The organism is Geodermatophilus sp. SYSU D00708, from assembly GCF_054050115.1.
In genome coordinates this window covers 1-24,616 of sequence record NZ_JBJGYS010000030.1, presented here as the reverse complement: position 1 = coordinate 24,616, position 24,616 = coordinate 1, and the positions used below count along the sequence as shown (strand labels likewise).

At 74.6% G+C, this 24,616-nt stretch carries 25 protein-coding genes and 1 riboswitch; of the genes, 13 read left to right on the top strand and 12 right to left on the bottom strand.

Annotation, left to right across the window (positions count from 1 at the left end; all coding sequences use genetic code 11):
• Positions 1 to 28: 28 nt before the first annotated feature.
• On the bottom strand, positions 29 to 403 hold the full coding sequence (locus ACI79D_RS20620; protein ID WP_456920355.1) for a DUF3817 domain-containing protein: 375 nt from the start codon (positions 401 to 403) through the stop codon (positions 29 to 31).
• The gene (locus ACI79D_RS20615) at positions 393 to 758 is read right to left on the bottom strand and encodes a metalloprotease (protein WP_456920353.1); all 366 of its coding nucleotides are present in this window, start codon (positions 756 to 758) and stop codon (positions 393 to 395) included. Before ACI79D_RS20615 ends, ACI79D_RS20620 begins: the two co-directional genes overlap by 11 nt.
• Before the next feature lie 281 nt (positions 759 to 1,039).
• Between ACI79D_RS20615 and ctaC the strand changes: the two genes are divergently transcribed.
• Both ctaC and ACI79D_RS20605 read left to right on the top strand, forming a co-directional pair.
• Entirely contained in the window at positions 1,040 to 1,909 is an 870-nt protein-coding gene (gene ctaC / locus ACI79D_RS20610; protein ID WP_456920352.1) for an aa3-type cytochrome oxidase subunit II, read from the top strand.
• A gap of 45 nt (positions 1,910 to 1,954) precedes the next feature.
• The gene (locus tag ACI79D_RS20605) at positions 1,955 to 2,356 is read left to right on the top strand and encodes a cytochrome c oxidase subunit 4 (protein ID WP_456920351.1); all 402 of its coding nucleotides are present in this window, start codon (positions 1,955 to 1,957) and stop codon (positions 2,354 to 2,356) included.
• A 610-nt stretch (positions 2,357 to 2,966) separates the two neighbouring features.
• Here ACI79D_RS20605 and qcrB read toward each other — a convergent pair.
• The 4 genes from qcrB to ctaE form a co-directional block, all read right to left on the bottom strand.
• Positions 2,967 to 4,631 (bottom strand): cytochrome bc1 complex cytochrome b subunit, encoded by a 1,665-nt coding sequence (gene qcrB / locus ACI79D_RS20600; protein WP_456920350.1) that lies wholly within the window; start codon positions 4,629 to 4,631, stop codon positions 2,967 to 2,969.
• A complete protein-coding gene (gene qcrA / locus ACI79D_RS20595) occupies positions 4,631 to 5,743 on the bottom strand; it encodes a cytochrome bc1 complex Rieske iron-sulfur subunit (protein ID WP_456920348.1) in 1,113 nt (370 codons plus the stop codon). The genes qcrB and qcrA overlap by 1 nt, the downstream gene beginning before the upstream one ends.
• Before the next feature lie 94 nt (positions 5,744 to 5,837).
• Positions 5,838 to 6,725, bottom strand: a complete 888-nt coding sequence (gene qcrC, locus ACI79D_RS20590) for a cytochrome bc1 complex diheme cytochrome c subunit (protein ID WP_456920347.1) — start codon at positions 6,723 to 6,725, stop codon at positions 5,838 to 5,840.
• 7 nt (positions 6,726 to 6,732) lie between these two features.
• Positions 6,733 to 7,347, bottom strand: coding sequence for an aa3-type cytochrome oxidase subunit III (gene ctaE / locus ACI79D_RS20585; RefSeq protein WP_456920346.1), 615 nt, complete (start codon positions 7,345 to 7,347; stop codon positions 6,733 to 6,735).
• A gap of 129 nt (positions 7,348 to 7,476) precedes the next feature.
• Between ctaE and ACI79D_RS20580 the strand changes: the two genes are divergently transcribed.
• Positions 7,477 to 7,893, top strand: a complete 417-nt coding sequence (locus ACI79D_RS20580) for a hypothetical protein (protein ID WP_456920345.1) — start codon at positions 7,477 to 7,479, stop codon at positions 7,891 to 7,893.
• Entirely contained in the window at positions 7,890 to 8,936 is a 1,047-nt protein-coding gene (trpD, locus tag ACI79D_RS20575; protein ID WP_456920344.1) for an anthranilate phosphoribosyltransferase, read from the top strand. The genes ACI79D_RS20580 and trpD overlap by 4 nt, the downstream gene beginning before the upstream one ends.
• A gap of 5 nt (positions 8,937 to 8,941) precedes the next feature.
• Here the strand turns inward: trpD and ACI79D_RS20570 are convergent, their stop codons facing one another.
• Positions 8,942 to 9,229, bottom strand: coding sequence for an Lrp/AsnC family transcriptional regulator (locus ACI79D_RS20570; protein WP_456920343.1), 288 nt, complete (start codon positions 9,227 to 9,229; stop codon positions 8,942 to 8,944).
• On the bottom strand, positions 9,226 to 11,112 hold the full coding sequence (locus ACI79D_RS20565) for a DEDD exonuclease domain-containing protein (protein ID WP_456920342.1): 1,887 nt from the start codon (positions 11,110 to 11,112) through the stop codon (positions 9,226 to 9,228). The genes ACI79D_RS20570 and ACI79D_RS20565 overlap by 4 nt, the downstream gene beginning before the upstream one ends.
• Positions 11,113 to 11,318: 206 nt before the next feature.
• Between ACI79D_RS20565 and ACI79D_RS20560 the strand changes: the two genes are divergently transcribed.
• From ACI79D_RS20560 to ACI79D_RS20545, 4 genes are all read left to right on the top strand, one after another.
• Positions 11,319 to 11,633 (top strand): hypothetical protein, encoded by a 315-nt coding sequence (locus ACI79D_RS20560; RefSeq protein ID WP_456920341.1) that lies wholly within the window; start codon positions 11,319 to 11,321, stop codon positions 11,631 to 11,633.
• A gap of 209 nt (positions 11,634 to 11,842) precedes the next feature.
• A riboswitch (cyclic di-AMP (ydaO/yuaA leader) is annotated at positions 11,843 to 12,013 on the top strand.
• A 16-nt stretch (positions 12,014 to 12,029) separates the two neighbouring features.
• Positions 12,030 to 13,115 carry a C40 family peptidase gene (locus tag ACI79D_RS20555; protein WP_456920339.1) on the top strand — a complete coding sequence of 362 codons (1,086 nt, stop codon included), beginning with the start codon at positions 12,030 to 12,032 and terminating at the stop codon, positions 13,113 to 13,115.
• A gap of 222 nt (positions 13,116 to 13,337) precedes the next feature.
• Positions 13,338 to 14,606, top strand: coding sequence for a M48 family metallopeptidase (locus ACI79D_RS20550; protein WP_456920338.1), 1,269 nt, complete (start codon positions 13,338 to 13,340; stop codon positions 14,604 to 14,606).
• The gene (locus ACI79D_RS20545; protein WP_456920337.1) at positions 14,603 to 15,733 is read left to right on the top strand and encodes a glycosyltransferase family 4 protein; all 1,131 of its coding nucleotides are present in this window, start codon (positions 14,603 to 14,605) and stop codon (positions 15,731 to 15,733) included. Before ACI79D_RS20550 ends, ACI79D_RS20545 begins: the two co-directional genes overlap by 4 nt.
• Positions 15,734 to 15,772: 39 nt before the next feature.
• Here ACI79D_RS20545 and ACI79D_RS20540 read toward each other — a convergent pair whose 3' ends face one another.
• Positions 15,773 to 17,566, bottom strand: coding sequence for an AMP-dependent synthetase/ligase (locus ACI79D_RS20540; protein ID WP_456920336.1), 1,794 nt, complete (start codon positions 17,564 to 17,566; stop codon positions 15,773 to 15,775).
• 153 nt (positions 17,567 to 17,719) lie between these two features.
• Between ACI79D_RS20540 and ACI79D_RS20535 the strand changes: the two genes are divergently transcribed.
• Genes ACI79D_RS20535 through ACI79D_RS20520 form a run of 4 tightly spaced genes read left to right on the top strand, consistent with a single transcriptional unit; the run spans position 17,720 to position 20,782 of the window.
• Positions 17,720 to 18,151, top strand: a complete 432-nt coding sequence (locus tag ACI79D_RS20535) for an SRPBCC family protein (protein WP_456920334.1) — start codon at positions 17,720 to 17,722, stop codon at positions 18,149 to 18,151.
• Positions 18,152 to 18,158: 7 nt separating this feature from the next.
• The gene (locus tag ACI79D_RS20530; RefSeq protein WP_456920333.1) at positions 18,159 to 19,319 is read left to right on the top strand and encodes an ArsA-related P-loop ATPase; all 1,161 of its coding nucleotides are present in this window, start codon (positions 18,159 to 18,161) and stop codon (positions 19,317 to 19,319) included.
• A complete protein-coding gene (locus ACI79D_RS20525; protein WP_456920332.1) occupies positions 19,316 to 19,774 on the top strand; it encodes a hypothetical protein in 459 nt (152 codons plus the stop codon). Before ACI79D_RS20530 ends, ACI79D_RS20525 begins: the two co-directional genes overlap by 4 nt.
• A complete protein-coding gene (locus ACI79D_RS20520) occupies positions 19,775 to 20,782 on the top strand; it encodes an ROK family glucokinase (protein ID WP_456920331.1) in 1,008 nt (335 codons plus the stop codon).
• Positions 20,783 to 20,829: 47 nt separating this feature from the next.
• On the opposite strand, the gene ACI79D_RS20515 is transcribed toward ACI79D_RS20520, so the two are convergent.
• The 3 genes from ACI79D_RS20515 to ACI79D_RS20505 all read right to left on the bottom strand — a co-directional run bounded on the left by ACI79D_RS20515 (position 20,830) and on the right by ACI79D_RS20505 (position 23,611).
• The gene (locus ACI79D_RS20515; RefSeq protein WP_456920330.1) at positions 20,830 to 22,065 is read right to left on the bottom strand and encodes an ornithine cyclodeaminase, nickel-pincer nucleotide-dependent; all 1,236 of its coding nucleotides are present in this window, start codon (positions 22,063 to 22,065) and stop codon (positions 20,830 to 20,832) included.
• 74 nt (positions 22,066 to 22,139) lie between these two features.
• Positions 22,140 to 22,817 (bottom strand): hypothetical protein, encoded by a 678-nt coding sequence (locus tag ACI79D_RS20510; RefSeq protein ID WP_456920329.1) that lies wholly within the window; start codon positions 22,815 to 22,817, stop codon positions 22,140 to 22,142.
• Positions 22,814 to 23,611, bottom strand: coding sequence for an alpha/beta hydrolase (locus ACI79D_RS20505; RefSeq protein WP_456920328.1), 798 nt, complete (start codon positions 23,609 to 23,611; stop codon positions 22,814 to 22,816). Before ACI79D_RS20505 ends, ACI79D_RS20510 begins: the two co-directional genes overlap by 4 nt.
• A gap of 129 nt (positions 23,612 to 23,740) precedes the next feature.
• Between ACI79D_RS20505 and ACI79D_RS20500 the strand changes: the two genes are divergently transcribed.
• Positions 23,741 to 24,505 (top strand): lysophospholipid acyltransferase family protein, encoded by a 765-nt coding sequence (locus ACI79D_RS20500; RefSeq protein ID WP_456920327.1) that lies wholly within the window; start codon positions 23,741 to 23,743, stop codon positions 24,503 to 24,505.
• Positions 24,506 to 24,616 lie beyond the last annotated feature (111 nt).

Sequence of the window (24,616 nt, the reverse complement as noted above, 5' to 3'; positions counted from 1 at the left end):
GAGTCCCGGCCGCGGGGCCGGGACGGGGTCAGACGCGCTCGCCGGCGCGGGTCTTGCGGGTCGCGATCCGCTCGGCGACGAAGGACAGGATCGGGATGGTGCCCGCGACCAGCACGAGCACCGAGCCCTTGAGCGTCCAGCGGGCGCGGAGGGCCAGGTCGCAGGCGGTCACGAAGAAGATGGCGTAGAGCCAGCCGTGCAGCGTCCCGATGACGGCTACCGGCTCGTCGACGCCGCCGAGGTACTTGATGGGCACCGCGACGAGGATCAGGGCGATCAGCAGCAGACCGACGATCCAGGCCATGACGCGGTACCGGAGGAGGGCTGCGGGGACGCCCTGCCCGACGCGGCGGGCCAGAGCGCGGGGGAGTGGGCTGGGTGAACGGGTCTGCTCAGCGGCCATCGGTGCTCCGCTGGCCCAGCGCCTTCGCGTTCAGCTCCGCGAGGTAGGCGTTGTACGCCGCCAGCTCCGGATCGCCGGTCGTGTCGATCCGGGGCCGCTGGTACAGGACCAAGGCGTTGCCCGGCTCGTCCTCGTCCGGGTCGCGCCGCAGCTCGTCCCGGACCATGCGGATGTAGAAGAACAGCCCCATGAACCCGTACAGCGGCCACTGCAGGGCGTAGCTCCAGTTCACCGCGCCGCCGCCCGCCTCGGCCTTGGTCAGCTGCCAGTAGCCGAGGAAGAAGGTGGCCACGAACAGTGCGGCCACCAGCAGGTGCAGCAACACCCACCTGGGGGTCAGCAGCCGGGTCCACACGGCCTCGACTGTAACCGCCGCGACCCTGCCCGCGGGGTCGGCGGTGAGGGGGCTCACCACGGTGTCGTCGGCGTCGGGAGGAGCCCCGCGGCACCGCCGTCCGGCCCCCGGGCGGCGCGACCCGCCGGGACCCCGTCTCCGGTGGTCGGCCGCGCTGCGGGGTCGGATAGTCTCGCCGCAGACTGTGGTCGGCACAGGAGTCGTCCGCCGCGTACCGGTGGACGGCGGGCCGGGAGAGACCGTCCCGGGAGTCGGGGCGGGGAACGAGGAGGCAGCGAGCAGTGGCTCGAGGCAGCAGGCTCGCGCGGGGCTCCGCGCTCGGTCTCCTGGGGGTGGCCACCCTCACCGGGTGCACGCCCAACAACGAGTTCTGGCGCTGGGGGTGGCCCAACGGGATCACCGACGAGGCCTTCGCGATGCGTGACCTGTGGATCTGGTCGGTCATCGCGGCGCTCGTCATCGGCATCCTGGTGTGGGCGCTCATCCTCTGGTCGGTCGTCGCCCACCGGAAGCGCAGCGACGAGCTCCCCAAGCAGACGGCGTACAACCTGCCGCTGGAGATCGTCTACACGATCATCCCGTTCCTCATCATCGCCGGGCTGTTCTTCTTCACCGTCGTGACGCAGAACCGGGTCCAGGAGCGCAGTGACGACCCCGACGTGACCGTCGCGGTGAACGCCTTCAAGTGGAACTGGCAGTTCGTCTACCCCGAGACCACCGGGCAGGACGGCGAGCCGGTCAACACGGTGGGCAGCACCGACGAGATCCCCATCCTCGTCCTGCCGACCGACGAGACCATCCGGTTCGAGGTCGCCTCGGCCGACGTCATCCACTCGTTCTGGGTGCCGGAGTTCCTCTTCAAGCTCGACGTCATCCCGGGCAACGAGAACGGCCGCGACAACGTCTTCGAGGTGACCATCCGCGAGGAGGGCGCCTTCGTCGGGCGCTGCGCCGAGCTGTGCGGCACGTACCACGCGTACATGAACTTCGAGGTGCGCGCCGTCTCGCCGACGGACTACGACGCGTACCTCGCCGCCCGCGAGTCGGGGCTGAGCACCTTCGACGCGCTGGAGAGCATCGGCCAGCCCGGTGAGGCCCAGACGACCTCGGCTTGGGACACCGTCAGCGACCCCCAGCGGGCCGATGGCTGACCGGCGCTCCCGCCAGGGCTCCACCACGCACCAGGAGGGACGGCCGTGAAGGTCGAAGCGCTCATCTTCAACGTCATCGGGGTCTTCTGCATCGCGATGGCGGTGGTCTACGGGTTCTGGGCCCGCGAGCCGATCGGCACCACGGCGCTCGTGCTCTCCGGTGGCCTGACGTTCCTCATCGGCGGGTTCTTCTGGTTCGTGTCGCGCCGCATCGACGCCCGCCCGGAGGACCGCAAGGACGCCGACATCGCCGACGGCGCCGGTGAGCTCGGCTTCTTCAGCCCCAGCAGCTACTGGCCCTTCGGCATCGCGCTGTCGGCCGGCCTGATGGGTGTCGCCCTGGCCTTCTTCTACGCCTGGCTCATCGCGATCGCGGCCGCAGCGCTGCTGATCACCATCGGCGGGCTGCTGTTCGAGTACTACGTCGGGCAGAACGCGCACGGCTGACGCTCCCCGCGCCTTCCACGAGGGCCCCTCTCCGTTCCGGCGGGGAGGGGCCCTCGTCGTTTCCCGCGCGGCCCGTCCCCGGGATGGGGAGGACACCGCCCTCACCGGCGCGGTCACGCCACGGGACCGGCTGTGTCCGCGCCGACGACCGCGACAGGGGCGTGGGCACGCCCCTGTCGTGCGCTCCACCGCGTCCGGACCCGGGAGCCGCCGGAGGGGCCGCGGCACTGCGCGGGTGGCCCAGGACCGACGGGCGGGGCGGTGGGCTCCGCCCGGGCCGGGCGACCGGCGCCACAGACGGGCTAGGGGACCGGCTGCACCGACAGCGGAGCGTCGGTGTACGCGGCGGCGCGGGATGTCCGTGGGCCGGCGCGGGGTGGGAAGCGGCTCACTGGGGCTCTCGGCGCGCGCGGACGGTCAGGGAGACCGAGAGCCCGGCCACGGCGGTCCCAGGCGGCAGGAGCGCTCCCAGCCGGTGCGACGGCGGTCGAGGGGCGGGTCGGGAGCGGGTCCTGACCGGGGCCGGAGCCGGTCCGCCCACCCGGTACCCGGCAACGCGAAGGGCCCCGGCGGAAGATCCGTCGGGGCCCTTCGTGGTGGTGCGCTGCGGTCAGTCGCGCGGCTCCTGCGGCCGGCCGCCCTCGGAGGGACGCCCGGAAGCGGTGAGCTCCCGGTCGGCCTCGGCCGCGGCCAGGCCGTGTTCCTCGTGCTGCTGCTCGAGCTCGACCCGCGCCGGCTCCTCGATGGGGCGGAAGAAGCCGCGGATGGCCCGGCGGGCGCCACCGACCTGGTTCATCCGCTTGGGCACCGGAGCGCCGCCGTAGGCCAGCAGGCCGTGGCCGTGGTCGTCGACCGGACCGAGGGGCTGGTGCACCTCGATGAACTCACCGTGCGGCAGCCGCCGGATGACGCCCGTCTCGATGCCGTGCTCGAGCACCTCGCGGTCGTGCTGCTGCAGGCCGAGGCAGATCCTGTAGGTCAGCACGTACGCGATGGGCGGCAGGATGATGATGCCGATGCGGCCGGCCCAGGTCATCGCGTTCAGGCTGATGTCGAACTTGTCGGCGATGACGTCGTTGCCGCCCGAGAGCAGCAGCACCACGTAGAACGTGAGGGCCATGACGCCCAGCGACGTCCGCACGGGCACGTCGCGGGGGCGCTGGAGCAGGTGGTGCGACGCGGTGTCCTTGGTGAGCGCGCGCTCGATCATCGGGTAGAGCGCAAGGACCGTGAAGATGATGCCCGCGACGACGACCGTCGGCCAGAACAGCGCCGGGATCGTGTAGTTCCCGGGGAGGTTGAGGTCCCAGGCCGGGAACAGCCGCGACGTCCCGTCGAGGAACATGACGTACCAGTCGGGCTGGGACGCCGAGGAGACCTGCGCCGGGTTGTACGGGCCCCACAGCCACACCGGGTTGATCTGCACGAGACCGCCGAGCGCGGCGCAGACACCGAACACGATGAAGAACAGGCCGGTCGCCTTGCCCGCGAAGGTCGGGAAGAGCCGGTTGCCCACGACGTTGTGCTCGGTCCGGCCCGGGCCGGGGAACTGGGTGTGCTTCTGCTTGACCAGCACCAGCAGGTGGACGGCGATGAGCGCGAGCATGATCGCCGGGATGAGCAGGACGTGGGCGATGTAGAGCCGCCCGACGATGAACTCGCCGACGTAGTCGCCGTTGAAGACCGCCCAGTGCGCCCAGGTGCCGATCACCGGGATGGACAGGATGATCGCCGACATGATCCGCAGGCCGGTGCCGGACAGCAGGTCGTCGGGGATCGAGTAGCCGGCGAAGCCCTCGGCGATGGCCAGGATCAGCAGCACGACGCCGATCAGCCAGTTGGTCTCGCGCGGCCGGCGGAAGGCGCCGGTGAAGAAGATGCGCAGCAGGTGCACGACGATCGCGGCGACGAAGAGCAGCGCCGCCCAGTGGTGCACCTGGCGGATGAAGAGCCCACCGCGGACGTCGAAGGACAGCCCCAGCGTCGACTCGTAGGCCGCCGACATCTCCACGCCCCGCAGCGGCGCGTAGCTGCCCTCGTAGACGACCTCGCGCATGGAGGCGTCGAAGAAGAAGGTCAGGTAGGTGCCGGTCAGGAGCAGGATGACGAACGCGTAGAGCGCGATCTCCCCGAGCAGGAACGACCAGTGGTCCGGGAAGACCTTGTTCAGGGTCCGGCGCAGCGGACCGGCGACGATCAGGCGGTCGTCGAACTCGACGGCGGCCTTGCCGATCCGCGACGTGGGGAGACCCGGCGCGGTGGCGGTGCGAGCCATCAGATGCGCTCCCGGTTCCAGTAGGTGGGGCCTACAGCCTCAATGTAGTCACTGCGTGCCACGAAGAAGCCCTCGTCGTCGACCGTGATCGGCAGCTGGGGCAGCGGGCGGGTGGCCGGGCCGAAGACCGGCTTGGCGCCCTGCGTGATGTCGAACTGCGACTGGTGGCAGGGGCAGAGGATCCGGCTGGTCTCCTGCTCGTACAGGGACACCGGGCAGCCGGCGTGGGTGCAGATCTTGGAGTAGGCGACGTAGTCGCCGTAGCCGAAGTCGTCCTGCCCGGCACGCGGCCGGTCGACGGCCACCTGCTCCGGCCGGAGCCGGAAGAGCATCGTCGCGGCGTCGGACTCCCGGTTGCCGCCGGGGACCGCCGGGAAGACGGTCTCCATCGAGCCGGGCTCCTGGTCGCCGGGACGGATCGGGGTGCCGTCGTCGCGGACGAGGCGGACGCCCTGCGCCCAGCTCGTGGTGCCCAGCGGGTTGCCCTTGTTCGGGTTCTTGATCAGGCCGCCCAGGGGCATGAGCAGCATCAGGCCGAGACCGCCGCCCATGAACAGCAGCGAGCGGCTGATCAGCTTGCGGCGGGCCAGGCCGCTGTTGTGCAGGCCGCCGACGAGGGTGGCCGCGGTGGTGACCCGGTCGAAGTGGGAGCCGTCGTGCTTGTCCTGCACCGCCGTCTCGTGCGGCAGCAGCTTCTTGGTGTAGAGGACGAGCCCGACCCCGACCAGCGCCAGAGACAGCCCCATGAGGGCCCCCAGCAGCGGCGTGAACAGGGCGCTCCAGCCGCGCTCGGTGATGTCCCAGTGCCAGTCGGGGAGGAACCACCCGGAGCCGACGTAGACGACCACGAAGAGGAGGGCGGCCACGCCGGCCAGGGCGAACGCGAGGCCGACCTGACGGACGGCGCGCCGCTCCACCGGCGAGCCGGGCTCGGGGCCCGGGTCGACGTGGAGCACCTGGACGTCGTCGTAGCTGGCGCCGAGGCGGTCGAGCTCCTCCCGCGGCATCGCCGCGAGCTGCTCGGGGGTGTAGTCGTCGTCCGGACCGCCGACGTGCGGCCCGGGGGCGTCCGCGCCGCCGGTGGATCCGGGGCGGGTCTCGCGCGTGGTCACGCTTCCTCCTCGCCGTCCCCCGCAAGCGGGAGGTGCCCCCAGCAGGGGGTCAGCGTTGGTTGGGTTGTGTTCGCTCGGGAGCGGGCGGGTCCGGTCACGCCTTGCTCCCCATCCAGAAGATCCCGAAGAGCAGGACGCTGATGCCGACGACCCAGATGACCACGCCCTCGGCCGCCGGGCCGAGCCGGCCGATGCCCGCACCACCGGGGTCGGCCTGGGCCTTGATGGTCTGGACGTAGTTGATGATCGACCGCTTCTCCTCCGGGGTCAGCTGGTTGTCCCCGAAGACCGGCATGTTCTCCGGCCCGGTCAGCATCGCCGTGTAGAGCTCCATGTCGGTCGTGTCGTTCAGGCTCGGCGCCCGCTTGCCGGACGAGAGTGCGCCGCCCTCGCCGACGAAGTTGTGACAGGACGAGCAGTTGAGCCGGAAGAGCTCGCCGCCCTGGGCCAGGTCGCCGTCGCGCAGGTCGCCGGAGGGGAGGGTCGGGCCGCCGCCGTTGGCCTGGACGTAGGCCATCAGCTGGTCGATCTCCTCGTCGGAGAAGACGGCCGGCTTGTCGGGGGCCTGCGCCTCCTGGCGCACCAGTGGCATGCGGCCGGTGTGCACCTGGAAGTAGACGGCCGCCTCGCCGACGCCGATCAGCGACGGACCGCGGTTCTCCACGCCCTCGAGGTTCTCGCCGTGGCAGGTGATGCAGCTGCGCTCGTACAGCTCGCGGCCGGCCGCCTCGGCCGAGGACTCACTGGCGGTGCCCTCGTCGCTCGCGTACGCCGGCGACAGCGCCGAGTACAGCGTGCCGGTCAGCACGAGGGCGGCCATGAGGCCGGCCACGTTGACCACGCGGCGGCGGTGCTTCGACCGACGGCGGGCGCGGGCGGCGGCAGCGGGGGTGCCGTCAGCGGGACGTCGCGACCAGCGGGCGCGGCTGCGCGGCGCCTCGGCGTCGGGCTGGGCGTCGGACTGCGGGTTCGTGGAAGACACCGGTTCCCTAGCGGATCAGGTAGATCGTGGCGAAGAGCCCGACCCACACGACGTCGACGAAGTGCCAGTAGTAGGAGACCACGATGGCCGAGGTCGCCTGTGCCGGCGTGAACCGGCCCATGGTGGACCGGATGAGCAAGTAGACGAAGGCGATGAGGCCGCCGATCACGTGCAGCGCGTGGAAGCCCGTCGTCAGGTAGAACACCGAGCCGTACGTCGAGCTGGAGATCGTCGTCGCGTGGTCGACGACCAGGACCCGGTACTCGTTGGCCTGGCCGAGCACGAAGACCAGGCCCATGACGAAGGTGATCGTGAACCAGCGGCGCAGGCCGTAGACGTTGCCGTTCTCCGCCGCGAACACGCCGAGCTGGCAGGTGACCGAGGACGCCACGAGGATGATCGTGAAGACCAGCGCGTAGGGCAGGTTCAACTCGGTCGGCTCCGGTGGCCACCCCTCGGTGGCCCGGGCGCGCGCGGTGAAGTACATGGCGAACAGTCCGGCGAAGAACATCAGCTCGCTCGAGAGCCAGATGATCGTGCCGACGCTGACCATGTTCGGTCGGGTCAGGGAGTGCACCCGGGAGGTGTCGAAGGTGCCGCTCGCCACGGGAGCCGTTGTCACGAGGTCATCATGGCATCGCCTCCGGCGACCCCACGACCGCGGGTGGCGGGTGTGGCGGCTCCGTGACCTCCCCGATACCTGCGCCGCGCGGTCCCCGGGAGCGGTGCGACCTGCCACTAGGCTGCGGCCGTGAGCGACGCACCGGCAACCGTCCTCGTCTACAGCTCCCGGCCCGAGGTCCGGGCCGCCGTCCGCACCGCGGTGGGACGGCGGCCGGCGGCCGATGTCGGCCCGTTGACGTGGGTGGAGTGCGCCACGGGCGAGGAGGTCGTCGAGGCCGTGGACGGCGGCGGCGTCGACCTGTGCATCCTCGACGGCGAGGCGCAGCCGACCGGGGGACTGGCGCTGAGCCGTCAGTTGACCGTCGAGGTGGCCGACCGGCCCGCCGTCTGCGTGCTCATCGCCCGGCAGCCCGACCGCTGGCTGGCGCACTGGTCGCTGGCCGACGCGACGCTGCCGTTCCCGATCGACCCGCTGACCGCGCCGTCCGTCGTCGCCGACCTGCTGCGGGACCGGGTGGGACGCCGGCCGGCGACGCGCCGGTGACCGTCGGCACGCCCACCTGGCCCGCGCTGCTCACCCGGCTGCTGGCGGGCGAGGACCTCGGCGTCGACGAGGCGGCCTGGGCCATGCGCGAGGTCATGGCCGGTGAGGCCACCCCGGCGCAGATCGCTGCGTTCGCCATCGCGCTGCGCGCCAAGGGTGAGTCGCCCGAGGAGGTGGCCGGGCTGTCGGCCACCATGCTGGAGCGGGCCACGCCGGTGGACCTCCCGCTGGCGTGCGTGGACATCGTCGGCACCGGCGGGGACCAGGCGCACACCGTCAACATCTCCACGATGGCCGCGGTGGTGACGGCGGCGGCCGGGGTGCCGGTCGCCAAGCACGGCAACCGGGCGGCGTCGTCGTCGTCCGGGGCGGCGGACGTCCTCGAGGCGCTCGGGGTGGTGATCGACCTCCCGGCGGAGGCGGTGGCCGCCTGCGTGCGGGAGGCCGGGATCGGCTTCTTCTTCGCCCCCGTCTTCCACCCGGGGTTCCGGCACACCGCGGTCCCGCGCCGGGAGATGGGCGTCGGGACGGTCTTCAACTTCCTGGGCCCGCTGGCCAACCCGGCGCGGCCGGTGGCCGCCGCCATCGGCTGTGCCGACGCCCGGATGGCGCCGGTGCTGGCCGCCGTCCTGGCCGGGCGGGGGATGCGGGGCCTGGTGTTCCGGGGGGACGACGGCCTCGACGAGCTCACGACCACCACCACCTCGTCGGTGTGGGTGGTCCGCGACGGGCAGGTCGAGCCCGACCGGCTCGACCCCACGGCGCTGGGCATCGAGACCCCTCCGCCCGGGGCGCTGCGCGGCGGGGACCCGGCGTTCAACGCCGACGTCTTCCGGCGGGTGGTGGCCGGGGAGCGAGGGCCGGTCCGCGACGCGGTGCTGCTCAACGCCGCCGCCGCGCTCGCCTCGTTCGACGAGCGGGCCGGGCGGCTGCACGACGTCCTCGCGACCGGGGTGGAGCGGGCCGCGGCGGCGGTCGACGACGGGCGCGCGCAGGAGCAGCTCGAGCGCTGGGTGAGCGTCAGCCGGTCACTGCGCGGCTGAAGGAGCTAGTCGGCGGAGTCGAAGCCGATGGAGAAGGCCGCCTCGAGGTCGTGCCGGCTGTACGCGCGGAACGCGATGTGCGTGCCGGTCTCCAGGACGCCGGGGACCTTGTTGATGCGGCCGGCCACGACGTCGGCCACCTGCTCGAACTCGCGGACCCGCACCACCGCGATGAGGTCGACGTCCCCCGCGACCGAGTAGACCTCGCTGACGCCCTCGAGGTCGGCGACGGCCTCGGCCACCTCGGGGATCGAGTCGGTGGCCGCGTCGATCATGACGATGGCGGTGATCACGCCGGGGATGCTAGCCGGGCCCCGGTCCGCCCGACGGCGGCGCGCGAGCCGGGGGAGACCCGGTCGGGGCGGGCCCGCGTGCCCAGTGGCCGGCTGTCGGCGAACGGGTCGCGGTCGGCGTGGCCGGCCTCCACGCGGTCGAGGAACGCGGTGTAGCTCCCGGTGCCCGGGGCGGCGCAGGCGAGGGTGCCTGTGACCTGCACCAGCCGGGTGCCCGGCTTCTCCATCCAGCGCAGCACCAGTTCGGTCTCGTCGACGGAGGCGGCCAGCTCGTCGTCCGGACCCAGCGGTGTCTCGGCCGTGGCCAGCAGTCCGGCCAGGGTGGCCCGAACGGAGGCGCCCCGCGGCGCGCAGCCCGCGGCCACCAGGCGGCCCCGGCGGACGACGGACAGCTGCCAGCCGCCCTCGCCGTCCGGGCGGGCGAGGACCAGCTCGGCGACCGCGGCCAGCGACTCCAGCCGCTGGCGCCGGCGCACCGCCCGCACCAGCACCGCCACGCGGTCGCGGAGCACGGCGGCGTCCTCGTAGCGCTCCTGGGCGGCGAGCCTGTCGACGCGGGCCAGCAGCGGTGCGAGCAGGGCCTCGGGGTCGGCGGCGACCGCGGCGCGCAGCACGCCGGCGATCTCGGCGTACTCGTCGACCGACTGGGCGCCGGTGCAGGGCGCGCCGCAGCGGCCCATCCCGGCCAGCGCGCAGGCGGTGCCGAGCACCTTGAGCGACAGCCGGCCGGTGCACTGGCGCAGCGGCAGCGACTCGTGGACGGCGGCGACGGCGGCGTCCGCGGCCCGCCGGTCGGGGAAGGGGCCGAGGAACACCCCGGCGCCGGGGCGCACCCGGCGGACCACCGACAGGCGCGGGAAGGGCTCGTCGGTGAGCCGCACCCACAGCGCCCGTTCGGGGAACCGGGAGCGCCGGTTGTAGCGCGGCTTGTGCTCGGCGATGAGCCGCAGCTCCCGGACGGCGGCCTCGAGGTCGTGCGCGCAGGGGATCGCGTCGACCCGCCGGGCCAGCGCGACCATCTCGGTGATCCGGCTGCGCTGCTCGGCGGCGGTGAAGTAGCTGCGCACCCGGCTGCGCAGGTCGTTCGACGTCCCGACGTAGAGCGGCTCGTCCCGCGGGCCGCGGAACACGTAGACCCCCGGGCCGGTCGGGACGGCGTCGGCCAGGTGGCGCTTGCGCAGCCGCTCCGGGTCGACCTGGCGGCTGAGGGTGGTGAGCTCCTCCAGCGTGGTGATGCCGAGGGGACCCAGCCGCTCGAAGAGGCCGTGCAGCACGTCGACCGTGGCGCGGGCGTCGGCCAGGGCGCGGTGGCACGGTTCGGCGTCGGCGCGGAAGAACGGCGCGAGGGTGGCCAGCTTGCAGTTGGGCACCTCGTCGCGGGTGAGCAGCCGGCGGGCCAGGACGGCGGTGTCGACCGAGGCCGCCGCGGGCCAGGGGATGCCGTTCTCCGCGCAGGCCGCCTTGAGGAAGCCCAGGTCGAACGGGGCGTTGTGGGCGACGAGGACGGCACCCCGGGCGAACTCCAGGAAGCTGGGCAGCACCGCGCCGATGCGGGGGGCGGCCGCGACCATCGTCGTGGTGATGCCGGTCAGCACGCTGATGTAGGGCGGGATCGCGCAGCCCGGGTCGACGAGGGTCTGGAACTCTCCGAGGACCCGGCCGCCGCGGACCTTCACCGCGCCGATCTCGGTTATCGCGCTGTCCTTCGGGGAGCCCCCGGTGGTCTCCAGGTCGACGACGACGAACGTCACCTCCGCGAGCGGGGTGCCCAGCTCGTCGATGGTGGCCTGCTCGTAGCGGGGGAGGCCCGCCGCGGCTCGCGCGGCCGTCCCGGCCAGGTGGGCGGGGGAGAGCGGCACCTGCCGGGGAAGGGAGGACGGCACGGGGCGGACGGTAGGTCGGGCCAGTGACAGTCCCGGGGACGCGCGCCGGGTCCCGGCCGGATCGCGACCGCCCCGGGACGCCGCGCGGACGGCGGGCACCGCGCGGGCGCACGGAACTGTCGGTGGCCGTCCCTACCGTGCCAGCCGGACCGACCGAGGCCATGGAGGGCCTCCACGACCGGGGTCGGCCGGGTGAGGAGTGGGCCATGTTGATCGACTGCGAGACCTGCACCGTGCGGGGCACCGGCTGTGCCGACTGCGTCGTCACCGTGCTGCTGGGGGCGCCGCCGGGCTGGCGGACCGAGGACCCGACCGTCGTGCCGATGACCGCGCGGCGCGGCGCGGACGCGACCGGGGACGGCGTCGTCCCGGGCCCGGGCGTCGTCGTGGAGTTCGACGAGGTGGAGCGTCGCGCCGTGAGGGCCCTGGCCGAGGGTGGTCTCGTGCCGCCGCTGCGGCACCAGGCCGAGCCGGAAGAGCGGTCGGGTGGGGCCGGGCGGGGCCGGCGGCGCACCGGGTGACCCGGCCCGTGCGGCCGGGTCACCCGCAGGCGGGCGCGGGGTCCATCCCGGCGGCGTGTCGGGCCGGGCGATCCTGTGGATGTCCCCACAGTTCCCGCTGGCCCCATTTGTCACAACTTCATCACGCCCGTACGGTGAGCCGGTCCGACCGGGTGGTCGTCGCCCGCAGAGAGGTGACCTCGGCCGGGCACCGCCGAATCGCCCGACGCGTCCCCGTGGCGCCGAGGGGGAACCGGGGACCCACCGCAGCACTGGGGTGAGTTCTCGCGTGCGCCGGTCCGCCGGGGCACACGCGCCGGCCCGCCGGCGCGCAGAGATAGGGCACGTCTTCCCAGCCCGAACCCGTCAGCTAACTCGGTAGGCGGTTGCTGAGGAAGAAACGGAGAGCCGCCGACCGTGGCGACCCCCCGCCCTGCCCTGGGGCATGCGCTCGACCAGATCCACTCCGACCTCCCGGTGGCCTTCCGCCGCCCGACGCTGCCCCGCCGCCTCGGCCGCGGGCTCGTCGTGGGCGCCACCGCGACCCTCGCCCTCACCCTCCTGCCGGGGACCGCCGCCGCGGATCCGGAGCGCGCCGCGAGCGCCGCCCAGGCGGCCCAGCTCGTCGCACAGGCCGGACACGACCTCGAGGTCGTCACCGAGCAGGTCAACGACGCCCGCGAGGCGCTGGCCCAGCAGCAGGCCGCGGTCGAGGCCGCTGACCAGGCAGCCGCGGCGGCCCGCGAGCAGCTCGGCGCCCTCGACGGCCAGATCCGCCAGGTCGCCCGCACCGCGTTCACCAGCGGTGACGGGATGCACGAGCTGGACCTGCTGTTGACCAGCGACTCGCCCGAGGACTTCGTGTCGTCGCTGGCCACCCTCGACGCGATCGCCGGCCACACCAACGACGTCCTGGCCGACGTGGCCGAGAGCGCCGCCGCGGCCGAGCGGGCCCAGCAGGAGGCCGACGCCGCCCGGGTCCAGGCGCAGGCGACCCTGGACGACGTCACCGCCCGCCAGGCGCAGCTCGAGGCGGACATCGCCGACTACCAGGCGCAGTACGCGGCGCTGTCGGCTCCGCAGCAGCAGGAGGTCGTCACGGCCCACGCCGGCCAGGCCGTGGCCGCGCCCGCGCCGGCGCCCGCCGCCAGCGGTTCGGCCCAGGCCGCCGTCGACACCGCGCTCGCCCAGGTCGGGGACCCCTACGTCTGGGGCGCCGGTGGGCCGAACGCCTTCGACTGCTCCGGCCTGACCCAGTACGCGTACGCCGCGGCGGGGATCAGCCTGCCGCACTCCAGCCGCATGCAGTCGACGATGGGCCGCGCGGTGTCCCGCGCCGACCTGCAGCCGGGCGACCTGATCTTCTACTACAGCCCGGTCAGCCACGTGGCGATGTACATCGGCAACGGCCAGATGGTGCACGCCTCCACGTCGGGCCAGCCGGTCAAGGTGGTCGGCGTGGACTCGATGGGCGGCATCACCGCCATGCGCCGCATCGCCTAGCGACCGGCGGCAGGGCAGCGGGCCGGTGACCTCCCGGAGGTCACCGGCCCGACGCGCGTCCGGCCCCCTGTCGGGGCCAGCTGGCGCCCCGCCCCGGACCCCCGCGGCCCCCTGCCGGGCCGCCGCCGGCCCCGTCCCGGGTCCCGCCCTGAGCTGGCGAAGGGTGAGGAGGACGGGGTCCTTACACGGTGGGGGGCAGGTGGTCCTCCTAGGATCGGCCGGGTGAGCGCCCGCCGGGCCGCGCTGCTGGTCGCGGTGGTCCTCGGGGTGGCGCTCGTCGTCGTCATCGTCGTCCGGACGCCGTGGACGCTGCTGCCCGACCCGCCCGGGGGACGCACACCGGTCCGCCCGGGGGCGGGCCTGCCGCCGGGGGTCGCCGAGCGGGCGGAGTCCTTCGCCGCGTCCCTCCGGCCGGCCTCCCTCGCCTCCCTGGTGCTGAGCCTCGTGGCGTCCGCGGTCCTGGCGCTGACCCCGCTGGGCCGCGGGCTGGTGACCGCGGTCGCCCGGCCGCTGGGCGGCGGCTGGGCCTGGCAGGTGCTGCTCGGCACGGTCGCCCTCGTGGTGGCCGGCCGCCTGGTCACCCTCGCGTTCGCCGCGTACGGGGAGACGGTGCGGCACCGGTACGGGCTGTCCACCCGCAGCTGGGCGCTGTGGTTCCGCGACGTCGCCGTCTCCACCGCGATCTCGGCCGCGGTCACCGCAGGGGTCCTGCTCGCGCTGGTGTGGCTGGCCCGGCACGCCCCCGGCACCTGGTGGGCCTGGGCGGCGCTGGTCGCGGCCGGGTTCGTCGTCGTCGGGTCCTTCCTCTACCCGGTGCTCATCGAGCCGGCGTTCAACCGGTTCGACCCGCTCCCGGCCGGGCAGCTGCGCACCGACCTGCTCGAGCTGGCGGAGGAGAACGGCACCCCGGTCGCGGACGTGCTCGTCGCCGACGCCTCCCGGCGGACCACGGCGCTCAACGCCTACGTCTCCGGCTTCGGCTCGACCCGGCGGATCGTCGTGTACGACACGGTGCTCGACCAGCTCCCCGACGCCGAGATCGAGTCGATCGTGGCCCACGAGCTCGGCCACGTCAGCGCCGACGACGTCCTCACCGGCACGCTGATGGGCGCGCTCGGCGCGGCCGCCTCGGTCGCGGCGCTGGGCTGGCTGCTGTCGTGGACCCCGCTGCTGCGCCTGGCGGGGGTGGACGGCCCCGGCGACCCGCGGGTGGTCCCGCTGGCCCTGCTGCTGGTGGCCGTGGGCTCGCTGGTCGCCACGCCGGTGCAGAACCTGGTCTCCCGGCACGTCGAGGCCCGCGCCGACCTGCACGCGCTCGACCTCACCGGGGACGCCGACGCCTTCGTCGCCATGCAGGACCGGCTCGCCGCCAGCAACCTCTCCGACCCCGACCCGCCCGCGGCCTGGCAGTGGTTCTTCGGCTCGCACCCCACCGGGCCGCAGCGGGTGGCGTTCGCCGAGGACTGGCAGCGCCTGCAGGAGGCCGGGTGAGGACGCTCGTCGTCACCAACGACTTCCCCCCGCGGCAGGGCGGCATCCAGACCTTCGTCGCGTCGCTGCTGGCCCGGCGGCCGCCGGACTCCCTGGTCGTGCTCGCCTCCCGGTCGCCGGGGTGGGAGCAGTACGACGCCGCGCTGCCCTACCCGGTGGTCCGCCGGCCGACCGGGATGCTGCTGCCGACCCCCGGCGCGGCGCGGGCCGCGACCGACCTGGCCCGGCGGTACGGCTGCGACACGGCCTTCTTCGGGGCCGCGGCGCCGCTCGGACTGCTGGCCCCCGCGCTGCGGGCCGCCGGTGTCGGGCACCTGGTGGGGGCCACCCACGGCCACGAGACCGGCTGGGTCGCCCTGCCGGGGGCGCGGCAGGTGATGCGGCGGATCGCCGGCGGGCTCGACGTCCTCACCTACATCAGCGAGTACACCCACCAGCGGCTGGCGCCGGCGCTGGGTGGTGCGGTCCGCATGGCCCAGCTGTCGCCAGGGGTGGACGTCGACCTGTTCACCCCCGGCGCCGACGGCGCGGCGGTGCGGGAGCGGTACGGGCTGGGCGCGGCGCCCGTCGTCGTCTGCGTCTCCCGGCTGGTCGCCCGCAAGGGGCAGGACGTGCTGGTCGCCGGGTGGCCCCGGGTGCTGCAGCGCCACCCCGACGCCCGGCTGCTGCTCGTCGGCGGCGGGCCGCTGGAGGCCTCGCTGCGCCGGGCCGTCGCCGCGCGGGGACTCGGGGACTCCGTCGTCCTCACCGGGCCGGTGCCGCCGGACCGGCTGCCCGCGCACTACGCGGCCGGTGACGTGTTCGCCATGCCCTGCCGCACCCGCCGCGGCGGCCTGGACGTCGAGGGGCTGGGCATGGTCTACCTGGAGGCGGCCGCGTGCGGGCGGCCGGTCGTGGCCGGGACGTCCGGGGGCGCGCCGGAGACGGTGCGGGAGGGCGTGACCGGCCACGTGGTCGCCGACCCCCGGTCGCCGGAGGGGGTGGCGGCGACGATCGCCGGTCTGCTCGACGACCCCGACCGGGCCCGCCGGATGGGCGCGGCCGGCCGCGCGTGGGTGGAGCAGCGGTGGTCGTGGAAGACGATCGCCGACACGTTCGCCGCCCTGCTCGAGCCCGGACGGCGCTGAGCCCCGCCCCACGCACGGCGGGACGGGGCTCAGCGGCGCTCAGCTCTGGTAGAGGGCCTCGACCTCGTCGTCGAACTCCTTCATGACCACGGCCCGCTTGAGCTTCAGGCTCGGGGTCAGCATCCCGTTGGCCTCGGTGAAGTCCGACGCGAGCACCCGGAACTTCTTGATCGACTCGGCCCTCGACACCGCCTTGTTGGCCTCGGCCACGGCGGTCTCGATCTCGGCGAGGACGTCGGCGTCCTGGGTGAGCGCCTCGGGCCTGGTGTCGGCCGGCTTGCCCTTGGACTCCAGCCAGCCGGGCAGCGCCTCCTCGTCGAGGGTGATCAGCGCGCCGATGAACGGCCGCTGGTCACCGACGACGATGCACTGGCTGATCAGCCGGTGGGCGCGCATCCGGTCCTCGAGCACCGCCGGGGCGACGTTCTTGCCGCCCGCGGTCACCAGGATCTCCTTCTTGCGCCCGGTGATCCGGATGAAGCCGTCGCCGTCGATGTCGCCGAGGTCGCCGGAGTGGAACCAGCCGTCGGCGTCGATCGCCTCGGCGGTGGCCTGCTCGTTCTGCCAGTAGCCGCGCATCACGATCCCGCCGCGGATGAGGATCTCCCCGTCGTCGGCGATCGCGGCCTCGACGCCGGGCAGCGGGCGCCCCACGGTGCCGATGCGGAACGCGGCGTCGTGGTTGACGGCGGCGGCCGCGGTGGTCTCGGTGAGGCCGTAGCCCTCGTAGACGGTGACGCCGATGCCGCGGAAGAAGTGGCCCAGCCGCTCGCCCAGCGGAGCACCGCCGGAGACGGCCCCCATGCACCGGCCGCCGAGCGCCGCCCGCAGCTTGCCGTAGACCAGCTTGTCGAACACCGCGTGCTGGGCGCGCAGCGCCAGGCCCGGGCCGCCGGTGTCCTGGGCGCGGGACCAGGCGATGGCCACCTGGGCGGCCTTGTCGAACACCTTGCCCTTGCCGTCGCCCTCCGCCTTGGCCTTGGCCTGGTTGTAGACCTTCTCGAACACCCGCGGGACGGCGAGCACGAAGGTCGGCCGGAAGGCGCCGAGGTCCTCGACGAGGTGGGACACGTCGGGGGTGTGGCCGATGACCGTGCGGGTCTTGACCGCCCCGACCTCCAGCACGCGGGCGAGCACGTGCGCCAGGGGGATGAACAGCAGCAGCGAGCCCTCCGCGTTGAGGAACCGGCTCAGCAGCGACATGCCGTTGCCGATCTCGAACAGGAAGTTCGCGTGGGTCAGCTCGCAGCCCTTGGGCCGGCCGGTGGTGCCGCTGGTGTAGATGATCGTGGCCAGGCTGGACGAGCGCAGCGTCGCCCGCCGGGCACCGAGCTCGGCGTCGGGGACGTCGGCGCCGGCGGCGGTCAGGGCGCCCAGGGCGTCGTCGTCGATGACGAACACCGGGCCGAGCTCCGGGGCCTGGTCGCGGACCGACTCGACGGCCGCGGCGTGCTCGGGGCGCTCCACGACCGCGGCCCGGGCCCCGGAGTCGGCGAGGATCCAGGCGACCTGGTCGGCGCTGGAGGTCTCGTAGACCGGGACGACGACGGCGCCGGCGGCCCAGATGGCGAAGTCGAGGACGGTCCACTCGTAGCGGGTCTTGGCCTGCAGCGCGACGCGGTCGCCGGCCTGCACGCCGGAGGCCACGAGGCCCTTGGCGACGGCGGTCACCTCGGCGCCGAACTGGCGCCACGTGACGTCGTGCCAGCGGCCCTCGCGGCGAACCCGGAGACCCACCTCGTCGCCGTGCTCGGCCACGTTGGTGGCGAGCAGGTCGGGGAGGGCCTCGTCGGGGCCCACCTCGGTCGTTGCCGGGACGCTGAACTCGCGCACGCCTGGTCCTCTCCTCCCGCCCGGCCACGGCACCGTCGCCTGCGGTCCGGGTCGCGGACGTGCGCCAAATCTATCCGCTGCCCGCTACCGGTGAGTAGCAGGCGCCCGTGCTCGGGACGGGCCGCCGGAACCGGACCGGTTAGCCTGCTGCGCATGGCCGAGCAGTCCACCCAGTCGATCTCCGTCGACGCCCCGGCGTCGGACGTCATGGCCGTCATCGCCGACTTCCCGGCCTATCCCCAGTGGGTGGCGGCGGCCAAGCAGGTCGAGGTGGTCGAGACCGGGCCCGACGGCCGTGCCCGGCGCGTGCGCTTCGTGCTCGACGCGGGGATGGTCAAGGACGACTACGTCCTCGAGTACGAGTGGGACGACGACCGCCGGGTGTCCTGGCAGCTGGTGACCGGCCAGATGCAGAAGCGCCAGGAGGGCTCCTACAGCCTCGACGAGCGTGGCGGCCGGACCGAGGTCACCTACCGGATCACCATCGACACCCACCTGCCGCTGCTGGGCATGTTCAAGCGCAAGGCGGAGAAGGTCATCCTCGACACGGCTCTCAAGGAGCTCAAGAAGCGCGTCGAGGGCTGACCGGACCGTGCGGACGCTGCTCCTCACCGGTCCCGGTGGGGCCGGTACCTCCACCCTCGCCGCGGCGGCCGCGGTGCGGGCCGCCCGCTCGGGGCGGCGCACCCTGCTGCTGTCCCGTCCCGGCGCCCGCCCGGTCGCTCCCGACGCCGTCCCCGGCCTCACCGTCGACCCGGTGGAGCCGCTGGGTGCGCTGGAGGGCCTGTGGTCGACGGTGGCCGCGCAGGTCGGCGACGCCGTCCCCGGGGTGGCGCTGCCCCCGCCCAGCTCCGTGGTGCCCCTCCCGGGCGCCGGTGAGCTGGCCCTGCTGGCCCGCCTCGGCCGGGCCGTCCGCGCGGCCGAGGCCGACACCGTCGTCGTCGACGCCGGTCCGCTGCCCTCGGGCGCCGGGCTGGTCGCGCTCCCCGGCGTGCTGCGCTGGTGGCTGGACCAGGCGCTGCCGACGCGGCTGCGCGTGCTGGGCGCCGTCCGCACCGCCGCCGTCCGATCGGGAGCGGTCAAGCGGGGGCCGGTGGACGCCGCCCTCGACGCGGTGCCGGTCCTGGAGGAGCTGCTCGCCGGGCTGGAGCTGACCGATCCGGCCGTCACCGAGGTCCGCCTGGTGGCCACGGCGCGGCCCGCGGCCGTGTCAGCGCTGCGGTCGGCCGTGACGGCGCTGGCCCTGCACGGCCAGCGGCCGACCGCCGTCCTGGCCCGCGTGCTGCCCGGCGGCGGGGCGGGGGAGTGGTGGGCGCGCCGCGCCGCCGAGCAGGACGCCGCGCTCGCCGCTCTCGCAGAGCTCGCGCCCGTGCGGCGGATCGAGGAGGCCGCCGAGGCGCCGCGGGAGCCCGCCGCGCTCGCCGGTCTCCTCCCCGAGGACCACGACGCCGGACCGGCCGACCCGGTGACCTCCGTGACCGAGCGGGGGGAGGACGGCCGCAGGCTGGTGCTGCCGCTGCCCTTCGCCGAGCGCGCGGGCCTGGAACTGACCCGCTGGGAGGACGACCTCGTGGTCACCGTGGCGGGGGCGCGCCGGTCGATCCGGCTCGACGCCCTGCTGCGCCGCTGCCTGGTCACTGCCGCCACCCTGGAAGACGCCGGCACCGCGCGGGCGCGGCTCGCGGTCACCTTCACACCCGATCCACAGCAGTGGCCGGCCTCGCTGCTGGCCGCCGAGGGGAGCACGACATGAGCGACGGACCCGCCTGGGTCGAGCAGGCCCGACGGCTGGTGTCCGGCCTGGGCGAGACCCTGGGCTCGACGCTGCGGGAGGGCGCCGGTGGCGCGGCGGACGGCGGCCACCCGGCCGACTGCCGGTGGTGCCCGGTGTGCCAGGTCGCGGCCGTGGTGCGCGGCGAGCGGCCGGAGGTCACCGCCGCGCTGGCCGACGTCCTCGGGGCGGCGGCCGCCGCCCTGCGGTCGTTCAGCGAGGGCGGGCGGGAGGCTCCCGCGGAGGGCCCCGACGCGCAGCCGGGCACCGGGACGGCGGCGGAGACCGCGGCCGGGGCGCAGACGGGCACGGAGACGGTGGCGGAGACCGCGGCCGGCGCGGAGACGGGCACGGAGACGGCGGCTGGGACAGCGGCGGCACCGCCCCCGCCGCCCGCGGGGACCGCCTCACCGGTCCAGCGCGTCGAGATCGCCTGAGTGACCGCGCCTCGGACCCCGCGCGACCCGGCCGCCGCCGGCCTGCCCGCGCTGGGCATCGACATCGGCGGCACCAAGGTGGCCGGCGGTGTGGTGGCGCCCGACGGCACCGTCCTCGCCACCGCGCGCCGGGCGACCCCGGGGGCGTCGGTCAGCGAGACCGAGGACGCGATCGTCGCCGTGGTAGAGGAGCTCGCGCTGTGGCACGGCGGGCCGATCGTCGGCGTCGGCGTGGGGGCGGCCGGCTGGTTCGACCGCACCGGCGACACCGTGCTGTTCAGCCCGCACCTGGCCTGGCGGAACTCCACCCTGCGCAAGGACCTCGCCACGCGGCTGCAGCGGCCCATGTGGGTCGGCAACGACGCCGACGCCGCGGCCTGGGCCGAGTACCGCTTCGGCGCGGCCGCCGGCGCCGACCTCGCGCTGATGATCACCCTCGGCACCGGCATCGGCGGCGGGATCGTGATGGGCGGCCGGCTGCAGCGCGGCTCGCACGGGGTCGCGGGGGAGTGGGGGCACATGCGCGTGGTCCCCGACGGCCGGCTGTGCGCCTGCGGCAACCGCGGCTGCTGGGAGCAGTACGCCAGCGGGACCGCGCTCGGCCACACCGCGCGGGAGGTGGCCCGCAGCTCCCCGGCCGCGGCGGCGCTGCTGCTGGAGCGGGTGGACGGCGACGCCGACCGGCTGACCGGCGAGGACGTCGCCCGCGCCGCCGCCGAGGGGGACCCGCTGGCGCTCGAGCTGCTCGCCGAGGTGGGGCACTGGCTCGGGCAGGGGATCGCCGACCTGGCCGCCGTCCTGGACCCCGAGGTGGTGGTCATCGGCGGCGGGGTGAGCGTGCTGGGCGAGATGGTGCTCGGCCCGGCGCGCGAGCGGCTGGATCGGGCGCTGCCGGGCCGCGGTTTCCGCCCCGGGCCGCAGGTGGTCGCCGCCCGGCTGGGCGCCCAGGCCGGGCTGGTCGGCGCCGCCGACCTGGTGCGCCGCGCCGTCTCCGAGGGCGACGACTGACGTCGGCGGAGTGCCACGGCGCGGTTCCCGCGCCCGTGGCACTCCGCTCAGGTGAGCTCGCGGGCGAGCTGCTCGAGGAACAGGCCGATGTCGGTGACGATCCCCATCGCCTGGGCGCTTCCGCGGTCGGCCAGCTTGGTCACCGTCGCCGGGTTGATGTCCACGCACACCAGCGGCACCGACGCCGGCAGGATGTTCCCGGTCGCGATCGCGTGCAGCATCGTCGCCACCATGATCGCGAAGCCGACGTCGGGCAGCTCGGCGCGCATCGCCCGCTGACCCTCGACGACGTCGGTGTACACGTCGGGCAGCGGGCCGTCGTCGCGGACCGAGCCGACCAGCACGAACGGCTTGCCGGCCCGCACCATCGCGTGCATCACCCCGCCGGTCAGGACGCCGGACTCCACGGCCGCCGCGATCGAGCCGGCCCGCCGGACGGTGTTGATGGCCCGGATGTGGTGCTCGTGCCCGTGCGGCACCCCGGACCCCTTGGCCAGGTCGACGCCCAGGGATGTGCCGTAGAGCGCGGACTCGATGTCGTGGGTGGCCAGCGCGTTGCCGGCGAACAGGACGTCGACGTAGCCGGCCTCCACCAGGCGGACCATCGCCGGCGCGGCACCGGTGTGGACGACGGCCGGCCCGCCGACCCACAGCACCTTGCGCCCGGCCGCCTTCACCTCGCGCATCCGCTCCGCGATCTGCCGCACCAGCACCACCTGCGGCTTCTCGCTCGACGCGATCGAGGACATGAAGCCGAAGGCCTCCTCGTCCCCGCGCGCCACGGCCGGGGGCATCTCCACCCGCACCCCGTGCGCCCCGCACACGACGGCGTCCCCCGCCCGCACGTCGCTCACCGGCACGGTGCGGACGACCGTGCGCCCGCCGGCCTCGCTGACCACCAGCCCGCAGTCCATCTCGGCGCGGTCCACCGGCAGCCACTCGCGGTCCAGCCGGACGAAGGTGTCCAGGTTGGTCGTCGAGTAGAAGTCCTCGGGGAAGACGCCGTCGGCCGGAGCCGGGCGCAGGGTCGCCGTCCCGGGGTCGACGGTGTTGGCCCCGTGGGTCTGCAGCCGCATGACGATGCGCTCGAGCAGGTCGGGGTCGGCGGCCTTGATCTCGACGGTGGCGCGGGACTCGTCCTCGTGCTGGCGGCCGAGGTCGAGGGCCTCGATGCGGTAGTCCCCGCCGTACTCGAGGACGTCGTCGAGGACCCGGGCCAGGATGCCGGTGTCCATCAGGTGGCCGGTCAGCCGGACGGTGGTGGAGTGCGGTGCGGCGCCCACCTGTCGCAGGCTAGCGAAAGGACCCCCTCCTCCCCGCCCCTCGCAAGCTCGGCGCGGGACCCGGGAGGGGGCCGCTAGACGACGGCGCCGTCGTCCCCGTCGTCGGTCGTGCGGTCCCGCATCCGCGACACCAGCACCCCGACGCCGCCCACGACGGCGGCCACGCCGAGCACCAGGCCGACGTCGACCGACAGCCCGAGGGCCCGCGGCGCCACGATGAGCACCGCGCCCGCGGCGATCAGCAGCACGGCGTACAGCGAGGCGGGCGCCGGAGCCGGCACCGGCGGGGGCGGCGGCGGCTCGAAGTGCTCGTCGGGCCGGTCGAGGACCTCCGGCTCGGCCGGTGCCGGCGGCGGGGCCGACGACGGCTCCTCGTCGACCACCGTGCGGCCGTGCTCGGCCTCGAACGCGGCCACGATCCGGGCCCACTCGGCGTCCTCGTCGATGTCGCGCCGGGGAGCCCGCTGCGCGTGGGTCCGCTCCTGCACGTGCTCGTCGACGTGCTCCTCGACCAGGGCGCGGCCCTCGGCCGAGCGCGCCCGGTCCACGAAGATGCGGTCGGTGGGCGGGCTGGGCAGGGAGACCGAGCGCGTGTAGGGCTCGACGTCGGCCGAGGGCTCCAGGTAGGCGGCGATGCCGGCGACCCTCAGCACGTCCAGCAGGTGCTCACCGACCCGCGGGTCGACGTCGCGCACCGGGGTCCACAGCGCGGCGTCCAGCCCGTTGTCGCGCCGTCCCCGCCGGCCGGTCACGCCCCGGCCTCCAGCGCGGGCGTCCGCTCCCGGATCCAGTCCACCGAGCCGGCGAAGATGCGCGGCGCGTCGTTGTCGAGGGTGGCCACGTGGTAGCTGTCCTCGAGCAGCACCTCGGTGGTGTCGGGACTGGCCACGCCGGCGAGCAGCACCCGCACCGAGGCCGGCTCCACCACGTGGTCGGTGACGCTGCGGAACACCAGCAGGGGCGCGGTGACCCGGCCCAGGTCGGCGCGGGTCGCCGTCCACAGCCGCCGCAGCCCGAGCACCGCGCGGGTCGGCAGCTTCGGGTAGGCCCGCTCGTCGACCCCGGGCTTCTTGATGTCGTTGGCGATCGCCTTCCAGCTCGGCGTGAGCCGGGCCAGCACCGGGAGCAGCTTGGCGTCGAGGCGCTCGGTCAGCAGCGAGGGGTTGACCAGCACCAGGCCGGCCACCTCCTGCGGGCGCAGCTCGGCCAGCCGGATCGCCAGCGTCCCGCCCATGGACAGCCCCGCGACCACCACCCGGTCGCACTCGGCGGCCAGCTCGTCGAACGCCGTGGAGACGGCGGCCATCCACTCCTGCTCGGTGGTGAGGTTGCAGTCCTGCCAGCGGGTGCCGTGGCCGGGCAGCAGCGGCGCCCGGACGGGGAAGCCCTCCGCGGCCAGGTGCTCGCCCCAGGGCCGCATGCTGAACGGCGAGCCGGTGAAGCCGTGCACCAGCAGCACGCCCGTGCCGGCACCGCCCGGCCCGCCGGGGAGGGCGAACGGCTCGGCGCCGGGCCGCACCGCGGCGGGTGCCTCGTCAGTGGGCACGGCTGGTCCTCCTGGGGGCGTCGGCGGCACGGACCGACCGGCGGGGCGGGCAGAGCTGCACCGGCCAGGCGGACCTGCGATTGTCCATCCGCCACCGGGCTCCCTAGTCTGGCAGCCCCAGAGGGAGGCGTGTTGTTCTACTGGTTCCTCAAGTTCGTGGCGATCGGCCCGGTCGTGAAGCTGGTGTTCCGGCCGCAGGCCCGGGGGGTGGACAACGTCCCGCGCACGGGTGCGGCGATCCTCGCGAGCAACCACCTGTCGGCGGCGGACTGGGTGTTCATGCCGCTGTCGCTGCGCCGCCGGGTCACCTTCCTGGCCAAGTCCGAGTACTTCACCGGCACGGGGGTGAAGGGCTTCCTCCAGCGGGCCTTCTTCACCGGGGCCGGCCAGGTGCCGATCGACCGCACCAACGCCTCGGCCGCGGAGAACGCCATCCGCACCGGCCTGCGGATCCTGCGCGAGGGCAAGCTGCTGGGCATCTACCCGGAGGGCACCCGCTCGCCCGACGGGCGGCTGTTCCGCGGCAAGACCGGGGTGGCCCGGATGGCGCTGGAGACCGGGGTCCCGGTCGTGCCGGTGGCGATGGTCTACCGGCCGCGGTCCCTGCCCCTGGTGGGCAAACGGCTGCCCAAGGTCTGCGTCACCTTCGGCGCGCCGCTGGACTTCTCCCGCTACGAGGGGCTGGCCGGCGACCGGTTCGTCGAGCGGTCGATCACCGACGAGATCATGTACGAGATCATGACGCTGTCGGCGCAGGAGTACGTCGACGTCTACGGCGCCAAGGTCAAGAAGACGATGGACGCCACCGGGGCCAGCGCCTCGGAGGTGTTGCGCCGGATGGAGCCGCCCACCGACGAGGTCGGCGACCGCGAACCGGAGTCGCTGGCCGGCTGACGCGGGGTCCGGGGCCGCGCAGGCCCGGGGGAGCCGACCGGGCCGGCTCCCGGGCGTCGTGGGCACGACTGCTGTCCTCGGCGTGCTCGTGCTCTGCCCACGTGCGTGGGC

What these genes read in the sequence shown, in the direction of transcription:
- ACI79D_RS20620 (WP_456920355.1), bottom strand. Translation starts at nt 403, where the DNA reads ATGGCCGCTGAGCAGACCCGTTCACCCAGCCCACTCCCCCGCGCTCTG.
- qcrB (WP_456920350.1), bottom strand. Translation starts at nt 4,631, where the DNA reads ATGGCTCGCACCGCCACCGCGCCGGGTCTCCCCACGTCGCGGATCGGC.
- ACI79D_RS20560 (WP_456920341.1), top strand. Translation starts at nt 11,319, where the DNA reads ATGTTGATCGACTGCGAGACCTGCACCGTGCGGGGCACCGGCTGTGCC.
- ACI79D_RS20535 (WP_456920334.1), top strand. Translation starts at nt 17,720, where the DNA reads ATGGCCGAGCAGTCCACCCAGTCGATCTCCGTCGACGCCCCGGCGTCG.
- ACI79D_RS20525 (WP_456920332.1), top strand. Translation starts at nt 19,316, where the DNA reads ATGAGCGACGGACCCGCCTGGGTCGAGCAGGCCCGACGGCTGGTGTCC.